At 72.1% G+C, this 16,135-nt stretch carries 11 protein-coding genes, 3 tRNA genes and 2 pseudogenes; 10 read left to right on the top strand and 6 right to left on the bottom strand.

The window, feature by feature from the left end; all coding sequences use genetic code 11:
• Positions 1–51 precede the first annotated feature (51 nt).
• A tRNA-Ser gene (locus ABZX40_RS16525) sits at positions 52–138 on the top strand.
• A gap of 242 nt (positions 139–380) precedes the next feature.
• Here the strand turns inward: ABZX40_RS16525 and ABZX40_RS16520 are convergent.
• Positions 381–545, bottom strand: a complete 165-nt coding sequence (locus tag ABZX40_RS16520; RefSeq protein WP_355738916.1) for a hypothetical protein — start codon at positions 543–545, stop codon at positions 381–383.
• Positions 546–982: 437 nt separating this feature from the next.
• Here ABZX40_RS16520 and ABZX40_RS16515 point away from each other — a divergent pair, with 437 nt between their 5' ends.
• Both ABZX40_RS16515 and ABZX40_RS16510 read left to right on the top strand, forming a co-directional pair.
• On the top strand, positions 983–1,648 hold the full coding sequence (locus ABZX40_RS16515) for a YdcF family protein (protein ID WP_355738913.1): 666 nt from the start codon (positions 983–985) through the stop codon (positions 1,646–1,648).
• A pseudogene (locus ABZX40_RS16510) lies at positions 1,645–1,839 on the top strand (helix-turn-helix domain-containing protein); the annotation flags it as partial. The gene ABZX40_RS16515 and the pseudogene ABZX40_RS16510, both read left to right, overlap by 4 nt.
• 117 nt (positions 1,840–1,956) lie before the next feature.
• Here the strand turns inward: ABZX40_RS16510 and ABZX40_RS16505 are convergent.
• Positions 1,957–2,916 (bottom strand): bifunctional DNA primase/polymerase, encoded by a 960-nt coding sequence (locus ABZX40_RS16505; protein ID WP_355738910.1) that lies wholly within the window; start codon positions 2,914–2,916, stop codon positions 1,957–1,959.
• Positions 2,917–3,277: 361 nt separating this feature from the next.
• Here ABZX40_RS16505 and ABZX40_RS16500 point away from each other — a divergent pair, with 361 nt between their 5' ends.
• From ABZX40_RS16500 to ABZX40_RS16485, 4 genes and pseudogenes are all read left to right on the top strand, one after another.
• Positions 3,278–3,604: a hypothetical protein gene (locus ABZX40_RS16500; RefSeq protein WP_355738907.1), complete on the top strand. Its 327-nt coding sequence runs from the start codon at positions 3,278–3,280 to the stop codon at positions 3,602–3,604.
• Between the two features lie 231 nt (positions 3,605–3,835).
• Positions 3,836–4,888 (top strand): annotated as a pseudogene (locus tag ABZX40_RS16495) (hypothetical protein).
• Positions 4,889–4,898: 10 nt separating this feature from the next.
• Positions 4,899–5,456: a SigE family RNA polymerase sigma factor gene (locus ABZX40_RS16490; RefSeq protein WP_355738904.1), complete on the top strand. Its 558-nt coding sequence runs from the start codon at positions 4,899–4,901 to the stop codon at positions 5,454–5,456.
• Positions 5,457–5,801: 345 nt separating this feature from the next.
• Positions 5,802–7,457 (top strand): long-chain fatty acid--CoA ligase, encoded by a 1,656-nt coding sequence (locus tag ABZX40_RS16485; protein WP_355739270.1) that lies wholly within the window; start codon positions 5,802–5,804, stop codon positions 7,455–7,457.
• A gap of 114 nt (positions 7,458–7,571) precedes the next feature.
• On the opposite strand, the gene ABZX40_RS16480 is transcribed toward ABZX40_RS16485, so the two are convergent.
• Entirely contained in the window at positions 7,572–12,038 is a 4,467-nt protein-coding gene (locus ABZX40_RS16480) for a PAS domain-containing protein (protein WP_355738901.1), read from the bottom strand.
• A 274-nt stretch (positions 12,039–12,312) separates the two neighbouring features.
• Entirely contained in the window at positions 12,313–12,810 is a 498-nt protein-coding gene (locus tag ABZX40_RS16475) for an SSI family serine proteinase inhibitor (RefSeq protein WP_355738898.1), read from the bottom strand.
• A gap of 296 nt (positions 12,811–13,106) precedes the next feature.
• On the opposite strand from ABZX40_RS16475, the gene ABZX40_RS16470 reads away from it, so the two are divergent.
• A tRNA-Ser gene (locus ABZX40_RS16470) sits at positions 13,107–13,197 on the top strand.
• Positions 13,198–13,226: 29 nt separating this feature from the next.
• On the opposite strand, the gene ABZX40_RS16465 is transcribed toward ABZX40_RS16470, so the two are convergent.
• Positions 13,227–14,330, bottom strand: a complete 1,104-nt coding sequence (locus tag ABZX40_RS16465) for a DUF5937 family protein (RefSeq protein WP_355738895.1) — start codon at positions 14,328–14,330, stop codon at positions 13,227–13,229.
• A gap of 170 nt (positions 14,331–14,500) precedes the next feature.
• On the opposite strand from ABZX40_RS16465, the gene ABZX40_RS16460 reads away from it, so the two are divergent.
• The gene (locus ABZX40_RS16460) at positions 14,501–15,142 is read left to right on the top strand and encodes a LysE family translocator (RefSeq protein WP_355738892.1); all 642 of its coding nucleotides are present in this window, start codon (positions 14,501–14,503) and stop codon (positions 15,140–15,142) included.
• Positions 15,143–15,329: 187 nt separating this feature from the next.
• Positions 15,330–15,402, top strand: a tRNA-Arg gene (locus ABZX40_RS16455).
• Between the two features lie 99 nt (positions 15,403–15,501).
• Here ABZX40_RS16455 and ABZX40_RS16450 read toward each other — a convergent pair.
• Positions 15,502–15,834 (bottom strand): hypothetical protein, encoded by a 333-nt coding sequence (locus ABZX40_RS16450; protein WP_355738889.1) that lies wholly within the window; start codon positions 15,832–15,834, stop codon positions 15,502–15,504.
• Positions 15,835–16,135 lie beyond the last annotated feature (301 nt).

Here is a 16,135-nt window from a genome sequence, read left to right as displayed (position 1 = left end):
GGAACCCGGTTACTCTTGTCCCCGCGCCGAGGACTCACGCCTCCGGCGCGGGGTGGGTTGCCCGAGCGGCCTAAGGGAACGGTCTTGAAAACCGTCGTGGCGGCGACGTCACCGTGGGTTCAAATCCCACACCCACCGCGGGTGAACGGCCCCTGACCAGGTCTTGTGGTCAGGGGCCGTCAGCGTTGTGCTCTACGCGTGCGGCACGCACAGTGATCCCCTGCGACCTCCCGGGCGATCGGGCGCCGGTGGGGCGAGGGGTGTCTTCTGGTCCATGGGTGATCAATGAGTGACCCTCGAACCGGCCGCTACGGGGCCCGGGTTGGCGGTGGCGGCCAGGAACCGTATGTGCGCTTTCGGTACTGCGTGGCCGGACGGGGCTACCGCAATGCCGTGATGATCGCGGCACCGGATCCAACAAGAGCGGCTATTGCCATGATCCAGTTGGGCGCGGCCTTGACGATATGGCCCAGTCGAGAGCGGTGCTGAGCCGTAGTAGGTTCAGCACCGAGTTCAACCTCGATCGGGTCAGAAAGCTTCGGCATCTCGATCCTTTCTGGTGCTCGTCCATGAGAAGAGCACCGGGTGGCCCCATCTGTCGTGTCTCGCCAGACTCAGATGGGGCCTTCTTCGAGCCACTGAAGCTAGCAGCGCATGCAGGACATGCTCGGTGTTCAGCATGCATTTCGGAACTTCCACCTATCCGGATGTGTGATGGGGAACGGCGAACATGACGTCCGGTTGCATCGCGCGGTACATGCGCCTGACCTGTGCTTTCGACTATTGAAATTCAATGGTTGAAAGTGTGCGCCACGTGATCCGCGTAGTTGGGCCAGCATTAGGTGCATAAGCGGTGCTCAGGGATGGCTGAATCTGTTGGCAGACGCCGGGCCGCGTGCGGGAAGCGGAGCGCGGCCACGCGTTTCGCCTGGACGTATGACTTCCAGGTCCCCGACTCGGCGACAGCGGAGGGCGAGAGCAAGTGATCTCAACGCAGGTATGGGCCGACGCTCAGCGGCTCTGGGATTTTCAGCGGATGGGGCATGAGCCGCGCCCATGCTCGGTCGCGATCGGACTCGGCAGTCATGACCTCGGGGTCGCGGACACCACCGTCGATCTGTACCACCGGGGCATGATGCCGCTGATCGTCTTCACCGGGGCCACCAGCCGGACCACGCGCGACCGTATGCCAGGCGGCGAGGCGGAGCACTACCGGGAGCGGGCCATGGAACGGGGGGTTGCGGCCGATGCCGTCCTCGTCGAGCCGCGGGCCCGGAACACGGGGGAGAACATCAACTTCTCGCGTGCGGTGCTCGAAGAGTACGGGGCCGTCGTGTCGTCCGTTCTGCTGGTCAGCAAGCCGTATGAGGAACGACGGGCCTATGCGACCGCGCGCAGACTGTGGCCCGAAGTCGAGTGGGTCTGTGCTTCCACCCCTATGGCTCTGGCTGATTACATCGACTCGATCGGAGACGCGAGGCTCGTCATCGACATGCTGGTCGGCGCGCAGCAGCGGCTCGTGATCTATCCGCGGCTGGGATTCATGATCGAGCAGCGTGTGCCCGGAGAGGTGGGAGCGGCGTTCGAGCGTCTGCGTGATGCCGGGTTCACCAGCCGACTCGTGGGCGACGCGGCATCGCCGAAGTGACGGAGGCAAAGGGCCTTCTGGGGTCTGCCGTGGCCGATCTCCGGTATCTGCAGGGCATCTGCCTCCAGCGGGCGCAACTGCTGCTGGAGAGCAGTGGAACGCCGATCGAGCAGATCGCCGTCCGCGCCGGATTCGGCTCACCCGCCGACCTCCGCCACCACTTCCAGCGGCGTACCGGGACCAGTCCGCGTGCCTATCGCAGCGCGTACCGGAGCCTTACGGGGATCTCGATCAGGACATCCGAGATGCGTGATGGGGGTGAGGGGAGATGGTTCCGGCTGGTCCTCGGTGGTTCCCGGTGGCCGTTCTCACCGCCCCCTCCGATACCCCACCAACCTCCCCGCCGATGCGATCGTCGCCCGTGCCTCGCGTTCCGTCAGGCCCGTGGAGAGGGCCGCGTCGATCAGGGACGGCAGCAGGTTCTGGCCGATGCCGTTCTCGTACGCCCGGCAGGCCGCCCAGAAGAGGCGGGTGTTGCGCTGGCCGGGGTGGGCCGACGCCACGAAGTGGATCAGGCCCAGGCCGCTGCCCCCGGAGGGCGCCGCGTGCCGTGGTCCCGAGGGCGGTGGCAGCAGCAGCCGCAGCAGTGCCGGCGGACACGGCGCCGGTGGCAGAAACCCGGTGCCCGGCGTCGTCGCGTACACCCCGGAACCGGTGCGGGAGCCGGGGCCCACCAGGTAGCCGCCCGCGCCCCGGATGTCGATGCCGGGGGCGAGCCGTCCCGCGGAGTTGGGGATCACCACCTCCGGCGGGCCGCACAGCCACAGGTGCCGGCCGCCCGAGGGGGTCAGGACGACGACCGTCGGCGGGATGGTGAACAGATGGCGCAGCGCCAGTTCGCGCAGGGCGGCCGTGGCGTCCGTGCCCGACTTGGTGTCCAGGTCGATGCCGATCAGGTGGTGCGGGGGCAGCCCGCAGGCGATGCCGTAGCCGGTCGCCCAGGGTGCCGCCGCGAACATCCGCCGGATGCGCGCGGGGTCGGTGGAGGCGTCGTACACCCCGTGCCCCAGGCGTCCGCACTCGCCGTGGCAGGGGGTGGCGGGGGGTGGTGGGGCTGCGTGCGCCGCCGGGCGGGGGGAGAGAGGTGTCGGTCGAGGCGGCGGAGGTGGCGGAGGAGACGGAGGAGACGGTGGCGAGGGGGTGCGGTGTGGTGAGCGCAGTGCCGGGAGTTTCGTCCGGGACAGCGGGATGACCGCCAGGCCGCGCTCCGCGGCGGACAGGGCGTGGGCGAGGGCCAGCGTGCCGGCCCGCTGGTCGAGGGTCGCCATGCTTCTATTTTCGTACGTGCGTTCGAGAAAAGGAAGAGGGGGCGAATGCGACGCGCCCGGATCCGGGGCGGGGCCGGGAAAGTGCCGGAACGCTTCACCTCTTGTCGCGCTTGGGCTGTGTCGTGCCGAGTGCCCTGACCTGGGAGATGCAGATAGGGAAGGGGGTTTATCGACTTGTCATCACGCTTCAGGGGGAATCGGGGCTTCCGGCCTGGTTCGCCGGGGATTCGGTGGGCAACTCTGATCTCGCGACGTCGTGCACCACCCCGAGGCGGATGGCCAACTGCCTTGGAAGAACTCGAAGTTCACCTCTTCATCGCGGCTCACAAAGCCGGGTGTCCCCGTTCCGGAGGAATTTCACATGGCAAGCATCCGTACCGCTCGCGTCATCGCCGCTGTCTCCGCCCTCCCGCTCGCCGCCGCGCTGTTCACCGGTGCCGCGACGGCCGACAACGGTGCTCTCGCGAACGACGGATCGAGCGCGACCGTCACCAACGCCATCCAGGGCAGCCTCGGCAGCGGCGTGGGCGGCGACAACAGCGGCAACTCGGCCACCACACAGCAGCAGGCGATCGGCTCGGGCGCCTCGAACCAGAGCAACACCGCTCAGGTCGACGGCTCCGCGTTCACCTCGGTCAACCAGGGCAACTCGAACGTCGCGGTCAGCTTCACCCCGGTCTTCGGGTGAGCTGAGGGGCGGCCGGTCGGCCGACCGCCCCGACCTCCTGTGTGGGTGTGCTCTGTGGGGAAACAGCGACCGCGCGGCGGTGCTCCGGCACCGCCGCGCAGGCGTTTTCCGGTTCGGTACCCGGTCCAGTACCCGGTTCGGTGCGGGGGTTGATGGGGCCAGGGTGGAACGTCTTGTCCCTCTGGCTCATTTGACGGGCTGTCACAAACGTCCCGCTCGACGACCGCGCCCCTGCCCCCGCCCGCGCCCCACGACGACGGCCTCCCCGCCCGGCTCCGGGCCTACGAGGGGCTCCCCGCTGTCGCCGCCGCCCCCGGCAAGGGCCCCGTCAACCGGCCCATGATCCGGCACTGGTGCGAGGCCCTCGGCGACACCAACCCCGAGATCACCGTCGCCCAGGTGTGCGGCACCTGTGAGCTGGGCCCCTTCTCCCGGGTCCACCATGGCGGCGGCGTCGCCTGCGGCACGTCCTCCACGCCGTCCTCGCCATCGCGTCCGGCGTCGCCGAGGTCGTCGTCTGCTACCGGGCCTTCAACGAGCGCTCCGGGCACCGCTTCGGCACCGGGATGCAGCAGCGCGAGCCGTCGGCGGAGGGCGCGGCGCTGGGCTGGGCTTGGTGATGCCGTACGGGCTGCTCACCCCGGCGTCCTGAGTGGCGATGGCGGCGCGGCGCTGTCTGCACACCTACGGGCTGAGCCCCAAGGAGGCGTTCGGGCCGGTCGCCGCCACCACCCTCCGCCTCTGGCGCACGGCCGGACTCAGCCCCGGCGACATCGACGTCGGCATCCTCTACGACCACTTCACCCCCTTTCACCCCCTCCGTGCTGACCCAGCGGGAGGAGTACGGCGTCCGCGGTCGCGCGCGCCGAGGCCGCTGGGTGCGTCGCGGAGGACCGGCTCCCGCTGAACACCCACGGCGGCCGGCTGGACGAGGCGTACCTCCACGGTATGAACGGCGTCGCCGAGGCCGTACGCCAGGTACGGGGTACGTCCGTGAACCAGGTGCCCGGCGCCGAACGGGTCCTCGTGACGGCCCGTACCGGCGTACCGACCTCGGCGCTGGTGCTGGCGGTGGACCGCCGACCCCGCGTTCCCCCTGGTCGGGGCCCCCTTCGCCGCCCCCGCCCCGGACGCCCGCCCCGGTACCTCCCTGAGGGGAAACCCCCAGTACCGCTCCACCCCCACTCCACCTCTGGGAGGTGCAGCCAGCCCCACCCCTACAACCTGAGGGGGACTCCGCTTCGGCACCTCCGGGCGATCCGCGTGGGGGCGTCCCGCTCCTAGCGTGGGAGCCATGACCACACCCGTCTGCACCAGCGCTTCGGACGCCGCCCGGCGGCCCTCGCCGTATGCGGCCTACCCGTCGTTCGCCTCGTACGTACGGGCCCGCCGACCGGTGCTGCTGCGCACCGCCCGGTCGCTCACCGCCAACCCCAACGACGCGGAAGATCTGTTGCAGACCGCGCTGACCAAGACCTATGTCGCCTGGGAGCGCATCGAGGACCACCGCGCGCTCGACGGCTATGTCCGCCGCGCCCTGCTGAACACGCGCACCTCGCAGTGGCGCAAGCGGCGGGTGGACGAGTTCTCCTGCGACGAACTGCCGGAGCCCGAGCCGCAGCCGTCCGGCGACGACCCGGCCGAGCGCCAGGCACTGCACGACGCGATGTGGCGGGCGATCATGCGCCTGCCGGACCGCCAGCGCGCGATGGTCGTCCTCAGGTACTACGAGGATCTCAGCGAGGCCCAGACCGCCGAGGTCCTCGGCGTCTCGATCGGTACGGTGAAGTCGGCGGTCTCCCGCGCCCTTGGCAAACTGAGAGAGGACCCGGAACTGGTCCTGGTCCGCTGACGACCTCCTCATCCGCCGACCATCTCCCGGCCCGCCGACCATCTCCCGGCCCGCCGACCATCTCCCGGCCCGCTGGCCACCTCCCGGCCCGCTGGCGGCGACCTCTTGGCCCGCTGGTGACCTCTTGACCCGCTGACCATCCCCTGGCCCAGCCTGCCGGTGATCTCCTGGCCCAGCCCGCCGACAATCTCCCCGGATCCCCCCGGACTCTCCCCTGTTCTCCCCGGTTCTCCCCTGATCTCTCCCGGATCTAGTGACATACCGAGCGGTACGTGCGCAGAATCAAGCGCAAACGTTACCGCCGCGTAGGCAGAGCCGCCCCGGGAGGACGCCGTGCTGAGCACCATGCAGGACGTACCACTGCTCATCTCCAGGATCCTGACCCATGGATCCACGATCCACGGGTCCTCGCAGGTGACCACCTGGACCGGCGAACCCGAACCCCACCGCCGTTCCTACGCCGAGATAGGCGCCCGCGCCGCCCAGCTGGCGCACGCCCTCGGCGACGACCTCGGGGTGGCCCGGGACGACCGGGTCGCGACCCTGATGTGGAACAACGCCGAGCACGTCGAGGCGTACTTCGCCATCCCCTCCATGGGCGCGGTGCTGCACACCCTCAACCTCCGGCTGCCCCCCGAGCAGCTGATCTGGATCGTCCATCACGCCGCCGACCGCGTGGTCATAGCCAACGGCTCCCTCCTCCCCCTGCTGGCCCCGCTCCTGCCCCACCTCAAGACGCTGGAGCATGTGATCGTCTCCGGCCCCGGCGACCGGGCGCCCCTCATCGAGGCCGCCGCGACCGCGGGCGTCCAGGTGCACGAGTACGAGGATCTGCTCACCGGCAAGCCGACCGCGTACGACTGGCCGGAGCTGGACGAGCGGCAGGCCGCCGCCATGTGCTACACCTCCGGCACCACCGGCGACCCCAAGGGCGTGGTCTACTCCCACCGCTCGGTCTATCTCCACTCCATGCAGGTCAACATGGCCGAGTCGATGGGCCTGACCGACCGGGACACCTCCCTGGTGGTGGTCCCGCAGTTCCATGTGAACGCCTGGGGCCTGCCGCACGCCACCTTCATGACCGGCATCAACCTGCTGATGCCGGACCGCTTCCTCCAGCCCGCCCCCCTCGCCGAGATGATCGAGCGCGAGCGGCCCACGCACGCCGCCGCGGTCCCCACCATCTGGCAGGGCCTGCTCGGCGAGCTGACCGCGCACCCCCGGGAGGTCTGCTCGCTCACCCAGGTCACCATCGGCGGCTCGGCCTGTCCGCCCGCCCTGATGGAAGCCTTCGACCGGCTCGGGATGCGGGTCTGCCACGCCTGGGGCATGACCGAGACCAGCCCGCTGGGCACAGTGGCCCGGCCCCCGGCCCACGCCGTGGGCACGGACGAGGAGTTCGGCTACCGCCTCACCCAGGGCCGCTTCCCCACCGGCGTCGAGGCCCGGCTGACCGGCCCCGGCGGCGAGCGGCTCCCCTGGGACGGACGATCGGCGGGCGAACTGGAGGTCCGCGGCCCCTGGATCGCCGCCGCCTACTACAACGGGGCCGACGGCGAACCGCTGCGCCCCGCCGACAAGTTCTCCGAGGACGGCTGGCTGAAGACCGGTGATGTGGGCACGATCAGCCCGGACGGCTTCCTCACCCTCACCGACCGCGCCAAGGACGTCATCAAGTCCGGCGGCGAGTGGATCTCCTCGGTGGAGCTGGAGAACGCCCTGATGGCCCACCCGGCGGTCGCCGAGGCCGCGGTCGTCGCCGTCCCCGACGAGAAGTGGGGCGAGCGCCCCCTCGCGACGGTCGTCCTCAAGGAGGGCGCCGACGCCGACTTCGAGACGCTGCGCACCTTCCTCCAGGACGAGGGCAAGATCGCCAAGTGGCAGCTCCCGGAGCGCTGGACCATCCTCCCGGCGGTCCCGAAGACCAGCGTCGGCAAGTTCGACAAGAAGGTGCTGCGCAGGCAGTACGCGGCCGGGGAGCTGGAGATCACGCAGATCTGACCACCGGGTGAGGACGAGTTCGGGCGCGGGGCCACCCCCGCGCTCGAACAGAACCCGCTCGAACAGAACCCACCAGCAACCCAAGGAGCGGGGGCGGGGCCGGGGGGGGGAGGGTCAGTTCGTCCCGATCCGCGCCAGCAGATCCACGATCCGGCTCTGCACCTCCGTACTCGTGGAGCGCTCGGCGAGGAAGAGCACGGTCTCGCCGGAGGCCAGCCGCGGTAGATCGGCCTGGTCGACGGCGGCCGTGTAGACCACCAGCGGCGTCCGGTTGAGCTGCCCGTTCGCCCGTAGCCAGTCCACGATCCCGGCCTGCCGCCGATGGACCTGCATCAGATCCATCACCACCAGATTCGGCCGGAACTGCCCCGCCAGCGCCACCGCGTCCGCGTCGCTCGCCGCCCGCGCCACCTGCATCTGCCGCCGCTCCAGCGTCGCCGTCAGCGCCAGCGCGATCTCCGCGTGCTCCTCGATCAGCAGCACCCGCGGCGGATGCTGCTCACTGTCCCGGGGCGCCAGCGCCTTCAGCAGCACGGCGGGATCGGCGCCGTACGCCGCCTCCCGGGTCGCCTGTCCCAGCCCGGCCGTCACCATCACCGGCACCTCGGCGGCCACCGCCGCCGTCCGCAGCGACTGGAGCGCGGTCCGGGTGATCGGCCCGGTCAGCGGGTCGACGAACAGCGCCGCCGGGAACGCCGCGATCTGCGCGTCCACCTCCTCGCGCGAATGCACGATGACCGGCCGGTAGCCGCGGTCGCTCAGCGCCTGCTGGGTGGAGACATCGGGGGCGGGCCAGACCAGCAGCCGCCGGGGATTGTCCAGGGGCTCGGGGGGCAGTTCGTCGTCCATCGGCTGCGGACGGGGCGGGTCCGGCACCTCGACGGCTCCGCCGGGACCGTCCAACGGCTCCGGCCCCTCGGCCGCGTTCTCGTCCGGCGCCCCTATGGCGTACGAGCGTCCGACGCCCTCGGAGGGCTGCGCGGGCCTGGGTGCCGGGGACGGGGACGGGACGGCCTGCTCGGCCGGGGGGTGCTGCCGGGCCTGCGGCTCGGGGGCCCCGGCCCCGGCGCCCTCGTTCCGGGTGCCCAGCTTGCGCCGCCGCCCGGAACCGGAGGGGTTGTGCGGCGCCGGGGTGGCACCGCCGCCACCCTGCGGCAGCGACTGCGGCTGCTGGAGCTGCGACTGCTGGACCTGAGCGGCCTGACGGGTGAAGGGCACGCCCTGTCCGAGCGTACGGACGCTTATGGCCCTGCCCTGGGTGGAGTCGGGGTCCACCGGTGCGGCGGGCGCGCTCCCCGCGGCCTCGGCCGGCAACGGCTGCGCGGGCCGGGCCTGCGCGGGGGCGGGAGCCTCCGGGGGGAGCGGGGTACCGGACGCCGGGGTCGGCTGGGGCTGAGGCTGCGCATGCGGATGGGGGTGCTGATGCGGCTGGGGATGGGACTGGGGATGGGGATGGGGCTGCGCCGGGGCGGGCTGGCGCCCGGGAACACCCTGGCCGGGAATCCCCTGCGCGGGTACGGGCGCGGCGGCGGCGCCGGGCGCGGCGGCCTGGGCGGGGATCCCCTGCCCGGGAACGCCGTACCCCGCCGCCCCACTGTGGGGGCCGTCCGCCCCCATGGACTGACCTGCGAGGTCGGCCGAGTCGGCGGCCGTCGGCTCGATCGCCGGCGGGGCGACGGCCCGCCGCCTCCGCCCGGTCGGGTTCCCCTCCGGCGCCCCGGAGGGATGCGGCTGCGGCGGTGTGTGATCCTCGCCCTGGTCATGCGCGTGCGGTACGGCGTCGTGCCGCCCTCGCCCGTCGGGAACACCCTGCGCGGGCACGGGCACGGCCGGGGACACCGGCATCGGGGTGGACGCCGGAACCGTCACTCCACCGGCCGCCACCGGCGTCTGCCGCGGCGCCTCCGTCTCCCGGTCCGCCTCGGCGGGCGGCAGCGCGAACACCGTACGGGGTGCCGCCTCCTGGGCCACCGCGCGCTCCTGCGCGGCGGCGAGCGCCCGACGCCGTCGGCCGGACGACTGCTCGCCGTCCTCACCGCCCGGCTCGGCTCCGCCGGAACCCGGCGCGGGCAGCGCGGGCGGCAGCGCGGCGGCGGGCTGGCCGCCCCCCTGCCGGGCGAGCTGCCCGCCGGGCCCGGAGGGCACCCCCTGCGGCGGTACGGTCGCGCCGAGCCCGGAACCGGACGCGGCGGCCCCGGCCGCGTGCTCGGCGGCGGTGACGACGGACCCCTGCGCGGCGACCGGCTCGATGGCGGCGACGGGCGGGACGGGCGAGATCGGAGACGTAGGCGCGGTGGAGGGAGTGGAAGGAACAGACGGAACGGAGGGAACGGACGGAGTCGCCGCGGCCCCCGGCGGGCCCACCTCGGCGGGCCGCCCCCGCCGCCGCCCCGTGGGAGCCGGCCCCTCGATGGCACCGATGGCCCCCCGGGCAGGCTGCTGCCCCGCCGCCCCCTGCGGAGCCCGCTCCACCGCCGCTACCTGCTGAACCCGCTGAACCTGCTGAGCTTCCTGGACCTGCTGGACCTGCTGAACCTGCTGTTCCTCGGCCGCCCGGCGCCTGCGCCGCCCGGTCGGCGCGGGCCGGTCACCCTCACCCGCACCACCCCCGGCCGCCCCGGCCCCCTGGGCCCCCGCCCCAGCCACCTCACTGTCCAGGAAGGCGTCGACGGAGGACCGCCGCGCCCGGCGCCGCCCCCCGCCGGAGGTGTGCTCCGCACCGTCGTCGGGATGCTGCTCCCCGGCTCCCGGCGCCCCCGGCGCCCCCGGCGCCCCCAGTGCCCCCAGCGCCTCCGGCCCGCCCGACACCACACCGCCCCCGCCCGACACCACACCGCCCCCGCCCGGCGCCGCACCACCCCCGACCGCCACCACACCACCACCCCCGACCGGCGCAGCGACCGCTCCCGCGCCGCCCCCGATCGGCACCTCCAGCACAAACGCGCTGCCGCTCATCCCCGGCACGTCATGGGTCTGGAGCACCCCGCCGTGGGCGCGCACGATCCCGCGCACGATCGGCTCGTGCACCGGGTCGCCCCCGGCGTACGGCCCGCGCACCTCGATCCGTACGACCTCACCGCGCTGGGCCGCCGCGACGACGACCGTGTTGTCCATGTAGCCGCCCGCGGAGACGGGGGAGTTGCCGGTGGCGTCGACCCCGGCGACATCGGCGACGAGATGCGCGAGGGCGGTGGCGAGCAGCGCCGGATCGACCTCGGCCTCGATGGGCGGGGCGTGCACGGCGAACTGCACCCGCCCCGGCCCGATCAGCTCGACGGCCCCGTCGACCCCGGCGGCGACGACGGAGTCCAGCATCACCTTCGTCCGGGCCACGGACTCGGTCCCGGCGTCCAGCCGCTGGTAACCGAGGACGTTGTCGATGAGGGTGGTGATCCGCGAGTAGCCCGCGGAGAGATGGTGCAGGACCTGATTGGCCTCGGGCCAGAGCTGTCCGGCGTCGTCGGCGGCGAGGGCGGCGAGATCGCGGCGCAGTTCGTCGAGCGGGCCGCGCAGGGAGGTGGCGAGGAGGGTGAGCAACTGCTCGTGCCGTCCGGACAGCGCCTCGTAGCGGTCCTTCTCGCGCTGGGCGAGGGCGGCGTAGCGGTCCTCACCGGCGGCGAGTTCCTCGGCGTGCGCCTCGCGCAGCTCCTCGACCTCGGTGACATGGCGCTGGCGCAGCGCGGTGAGGTCGGAGGCGTGCTCCTCGGAGAGCCGCTCCAGCTCCCGGGCGTGGCGCTGCTCGACGCCGTCCTTCTCGGCGGCGAGGGTGTCGTAGGGCCGCCGGTCGGTGAAGGCCATGACGGCGCCGACCAACTGGTCCCCGTCCCGCACCGGAGCCGTCGTCAGGTCGACCGAGACCTTGTCCCCGCCCTTGCTCCACAGCACCTGCCCGCGCACCCGGTGCTTGCGCCCGGAGCGCAGGGTGTCGGCGAGCGGCGACTCGTCGTACGGGAAGGGGGAGCCGTCGGGGCGGGAGTGCAGGACGAGGGTGTGCAGCTCCTTGCCGCCCAGCTCACCGGCCCGGTAGCCCAGAATCTGCGCGGCGGCCGGATTGACGAGGACGATCCGTCCGTCGGTGTCGGTGCCCACGACGCCTTCGGCGGCGGCCCGCAGAATCATCTCGGTCTGCCGCTGCGACCGCGCCAGCTCGGCCTCGGTGTCGACGGTCCCCGACAGATCCCGCACGACGAGCATCAACAGCTCATCGGCGGCGGAGGTATAGCCGTAGCCGTGGCCGTCGTACGCCTGCTGGGCGTTCTCCAGATTGGCGCTGGTGACCTCGACCGGGAACTCGGTGCCGTCGGTGCGGCGTGCGATCATCCGGGTCGGCTTGGTGCGCGCCCTGGGGTCGATGTGATCGGGGCGGCGCATACCGCCCGGGATCAGCTTGGAGTCGAACTGGGGCAGCAGATCCAGCAGCCCGCGTCCGACGAGTGCGGTGCCCGGGGCTTCGAATGCCTCCAGCGCGATGGTGTTGGCGTTGACGACCGTGCCGTTCGCGTTGACCAGCACCAACGCGTCGGGCAGCGCGTCCAGTATCGCTGCGAGGCGAGCAGCGCCTCGGGATGGCCTGCTGCTCACGAGACGCTTCCCTCCTGTTACCGCTACCGCACCTTGCCGACCGCTCGGGCCATCTTGCCAACCTGCCCGCGACGTGTCACGCGAGGGAGTCTAAGCGCTGGGGTCGCGTCGGCGGCGCCGGATGAGACAGAGGCCGCACGAGCCGGTCGTGCCCGGGAGGGTGGGGCGGGGCGGTTCGGGAAGGTGCCGTCGGCATACCGTCGCGGCACCTCCACGCGTGTGTGCGGGGGGCGGTCGGCGCGTGCGCGGGTGCGTGCGCGGGCGCGGTCGCGGGTCAGCCGCGCTGATCGGGGAGGAGCGGTACGAGCCGGTTCCAGCGGTCGATCTCGCACCCGTTGGTGCGGTCGAATTGGGCGTCGACCCGCCGCCCGGACCAGGTGCCGGTGACCTGGGCGGTCGCCGTCCCGCCGTACAGCATGGTGCAGGCGCTGCCCGCCGCCACCGGCGCGAACGGATCCCGCCCCGCCGCGGCCTCCCGCTCCACGGCGGCGCAGGCCCCGCGGACATCCGCGTGACTCCCGCCATCGGGCGCGCAGGACACGTCGTACGACGTCACCTTGCCGTCGGCGTCCTTGAGCGTGACGTCCAGCGTCCCGCTGGCGACCCGGTCCTCCAGCCGGACGGGCGGCGGCAGCGCCGGGGAGGGGGCGGCGGCGACGGGCGCGACCCCGGCGAGGGAGGCGGCGAGCAGGACGCCGGTGAGGAGGAGGCGGTGGGGGGTGCGGGGGGTGCGGGCGGCGTCGGCCGTACCCGGGAAGTGGCTCGGAGACATGACCTGCTTAACGGTGGGGAGTGCGGGACGTTGCGGGTGCGGCGGCCTCCGGGGCCCGGGGCACCCGCCCTGGACCCTTTCACCCCTCACCCTTCACCCTTCACCCCTCACCCCTCACCCTTCACCCCTCACCCTTCACCCTTCGCCACCCACCCTCCGCGGCCCCGGATCCGGCCCCCGGGAACGCCTTTGCCCTGCCGCGCACCTGCCTAGTACGGTGGGGGCGATTGGTGACACGCCGCTCGTCTGTGTCATCATCTGCACGCACCATTCGCGCTCGCGCGAGCGGGTGTGCGGGAGGCGTCGCCTAGTCCGGTCTATGGCGCCGCACTGCTAATGCGGTTTGGGCCTTAAAGCCCATCGAGGGTTCAAATCCCTCCGCCTCCGCACCACACATTCAGGGAGCCCAGCCATTCTCAGGCGGGGCTCCCTGACTCGTTTCCGGGCCCGGTGGCCGAGAGGGCGGCGGCGATCTCGGCGAGCCGCTCGCGGTCGAGGGAGTAGAGGACGTAGTACCCCTCGCGCCGGGTGGTGGTGAGCCCGGCGCGGGTGAGCTGGTGCAGATGGCGGGAGATCACGGACGGGGACAGCCCGAGGAGCGTGGCCAGCTCCTGCGTACTGCGGCTCTGCACGGCGAGCCGGTCGACGATCTGGAGCCGGGGGGCGGCGGCCAGGGCCCGGAGCGCGGTGAGCAGTTCCGCCCGGCTGGTGGGGCGGGGCGCGGCGGCGGGGGCGAGCGGCAGCGCGGGGTAGGTGATCCGCAGCGGCCAGGGATCGTCGCAGGTGACGCGGACGTGGGGCCAGACGTAATGGCTCGGGGTGAAGGTCACCGGCCGGGTGGGGGTGACCACGAGATCATGATCGTGCGGCCGGTCGAGCCGCAGGGTCCGGCGTACGGGATCGATGCGGATCTGGGGCACCAGCGCGCCGAGCAGGGGGAAGACACCCTGGCGGGCGATCTGTTGCCCGGCGTGGGCGATGGCCTGGTGGAGACTGGGCTCGATCCGCTCCCACTCCGCGCCGAAGGCGGCGTCCCAGTACTCCTCCATCGTGCCGAGTACGGCGTCGAGCACGGGGAGCGGATCATCGAGCACCGCGCGCAGCAGTTGGGCCCGCCCGGGATCGGCCCGCTCCAGCTCGGCGAGGGCGGTGTCGCGCACGGCCGGATCGTCGATGAGGTCGGGCCCCCGGTAGCGGAGGGTGTCGACGAGGGTCTGACTGAGCTGGGCGGCGACGAGGCCGGGCGGCAGGGCGCGGGCGGCGGCGACCTGCTGCGGGAAGTCGGCGTCGTGATCGTCGGCGAGGCATTCGAAGAAGGCGGGAACGTAGTCGGCGACGACGAACCGGTGCTCCCGCATCCGCCGCCGCAACCCCACCGGCAGCCGCCGGCACCGCCGCACCCAGGGCACATGCAGGGCGTGGTGCCCCGGGTCGGTGAGCACATGCCAGGAATGGGCGGCTTCCAGGAGCGGGGAGACGGAGAAGGCGAGATCTTCCTCGGCGGTCTCACTGAAGCGCATCGAGATCACGATTGCAGGATTTCACAATCAGTTGATCGGGGAGCGGGGACGGGCGCAGCCTCACGAGGAGGCGACTGAGGGGCTGAGGGGCTGAGGGAGGGCGGGCAGGCCACCGTGCCGCTGGAGGTGCCGGGGGAGGCGGATGAAGGACTGAGGGAGGGAGGACGCCCATGGTGTCGACGTCGAGTCTGCTGGCGTTCGCGGCGATGTGCTTCGTGGTGATCGCGGTCCCGGGACCGAGCGTGCTGTTCGTGATCGGCCGCGCCCTGACCCACGGCCGCCGCACGGCACTGGCGACGGCCCTCGGCAACGTCCTGGGCAGCTACGCCCTGGTCGTCCTGGTGGCCGTCGGCCTGGGCGCGCTGCTCCAGACCGCACCGCGTCTCCTCCTCACCCTCAAGCTCGCCGGAGCGGCGTACCTCGTGTACCTGGGGGTGATGGCGATCCGTCACCGAAAGGCGCTGCGCCCGGAGATGGCCGACGCCCCGGTCGGGGGCCGGGGCCGTGGTGATCTGCGCACGATCGCGGACGGCGCGCTGGTCGGCGCCACGAACCCCAAGGGCCTGGTCTTCTTCGCGGCGGTCCTGCCGCAGTTCGTCAGGGACGACGCGGGGAGCGTCCCGCTCCAGATGCTGCTGCTCGGCTTGATCCCGGCCGCGATCGGCCTGGTCTGCGACACCCTGTGGGGCCTGGGAGCGTCGGCCGCGCGCACCTGGCTGTCCGCGTCGCCGCGCCGGCTGTCGATGATCGGCGGGGCGGGAGGGGCGACCTTGATCGGCCTGGGGTTGACCATCGCGGTGACGGGTGAGTGAGGTGCGGCACATGATCACCGGGCGGCTGTTCTCACCCCGGACGCGTGTGCCCCTCAGAGGCCGTTTTTGCAGGTCATGCCGGGTGCGGGCAATGGATTTCACATGCGGGCGGCAGTCATGTAATGTTCTTCCTGTCGCCGCCAGCGGCCCGAAAGGCCCGCGAGCGAAGACGGAAAACAGAACACAAGCACTCGTAGCTTAACGGATAGAGCATCTGACTACGGATCAGAAGGTTGCAGGTTCGAATCCTGCCGAGTGCGCATAGATCGAAGCCCTTCCGGGATTGTCCCGGAGGGGCTTTGTCGTGCTTCCAGTGCTTCCGGGGGCGCGTGCACCCCGGCCCGCCTTTCCCCGGCTGTTCAGTGCGGAGGCGTGAAGCCGGCCGACCGGTCGAGGTGAAACGCGGGGCCCGGGGCCGTCGGCGTCCACCCCTCGCTCAGGGCAAGCCGTATTGCTGCGGCGACACCGGACGGCAGTATCGGCTCGGCCTCGCGGCCGATCCAGTTGCTGGGGTGCGGCTGGTCGGTGGTGACCACGAGCGTCGTGCCCGGGACGTCGTCCGCCTGCTCGACCGCGAACGAGTACGGCGACCAGGCCAAGCCCTGGAGGTATGTCGGTCGGCTTCGCAGCCGCCAGCGGTAGACCGTGCCGTCGACGACGATCCGGCGTGATCCTTTGCGTGCCAACGCCATGACAGACAGCCCTTCCAGCCGTGAGATGCCGACGGACTCTGCCGCCCTGTCTTGCCCAGTCTCCGTGTCGGGGTGGGCAGCGGTCAGTAGAGGATGACTCTCCAGCGGTCGACCCACAGTAGCCAGGCGCCGCCGGATCCGCGGACCTGGATGCGATCGGCTTGCAGCTGCCAGACGGTGCCGTAGAGCGTGGCGTTGGGGAGGTCTGACGGCGGAAGTGCAAAGCTCCCCGCAGGCGGTCTGATCGGCTCCCCGCAGGCGGACATGGAATGTCCCCGCTGATGGACGCGTGATCCCTCTT

The sequence above is a fragment of the Streptomyces sp. NPDC004610 genome (assembly GCF_040609715.1).
Classification (GTDB): Bacteria; Actinomycetota; Actinomycetes; order Streptomycetales; family Streptomycetaceae; genus Streptomyces.
Note: the sequence above shows the minus strand (reverse complement) of the source record. Positions and strands in the feature narration are given on the sequence as shown.

Coding starts and splice junctions, on each gene's coding strand:
- ABZX40_RS16520 (WP_355738916.1), bottom strand. CDS start 545: ATGCCGAAGCTTTCTGACCCGATCGAGGTTGAACTCGGTGCTGAACCT.
- ABZX40_RS16505 (WP_355738910.1), bottom strand. CDS start 2,916: ATGGCGACCCTCGACCAGCGGGCCGGCACGCTGGCCCTCGCCCACGCC.
- ABZX40_RS16500 (WP_355738907.1), top strand. CDS start 3,278: ATGGCAAGCATCCGTACCGCTCGCGTCATCGCCGCTGTCTCCGCCCTC.
- ABZX40_RS16490 (WP_355738904.1), top strand. CDS start 4,899: ATGACCACACCCGTCTGCACCAGCGCTTCGGACGCCGCCCGGCGGCCC.
- ABZX40_RS16485 (WP_355739270.1), top strand. CDS start 5,802: ATGCAGGACGTACCACTGCTCATCTCCAGGATCCTGACCCATGGATCC.
- ABZX40_RS16475 (WP_355738898.1), bottom strand. CDS start 12,810: ATGTCTCCGAGCCACTTCCCGGGTACGGCCGACGCCGCCCGCACCCCC.
- ABZX40_RS16465 (WP_355738895.1), bottom strand. CDS start 14,330: ATGCGCTTCAGTGAGACCGCCGAGGAAGATCTCGCCTTCTCCGTCTCC.
- ABZX40_RS16460 (WP_355738892.1), top strand. CDS start 14,501: ATGGTGTCGACGTCGAGTCTGCTGGCGTTCGCGGCGATGTGCTTCGTG.
- ABZX40_RS16450 (WP_355738889.1), bottom strand. CDS start 15,834: ATGGCGTTGGCACGCAAAGGATCACGCCGGATCGTCGTCGACGGCACG.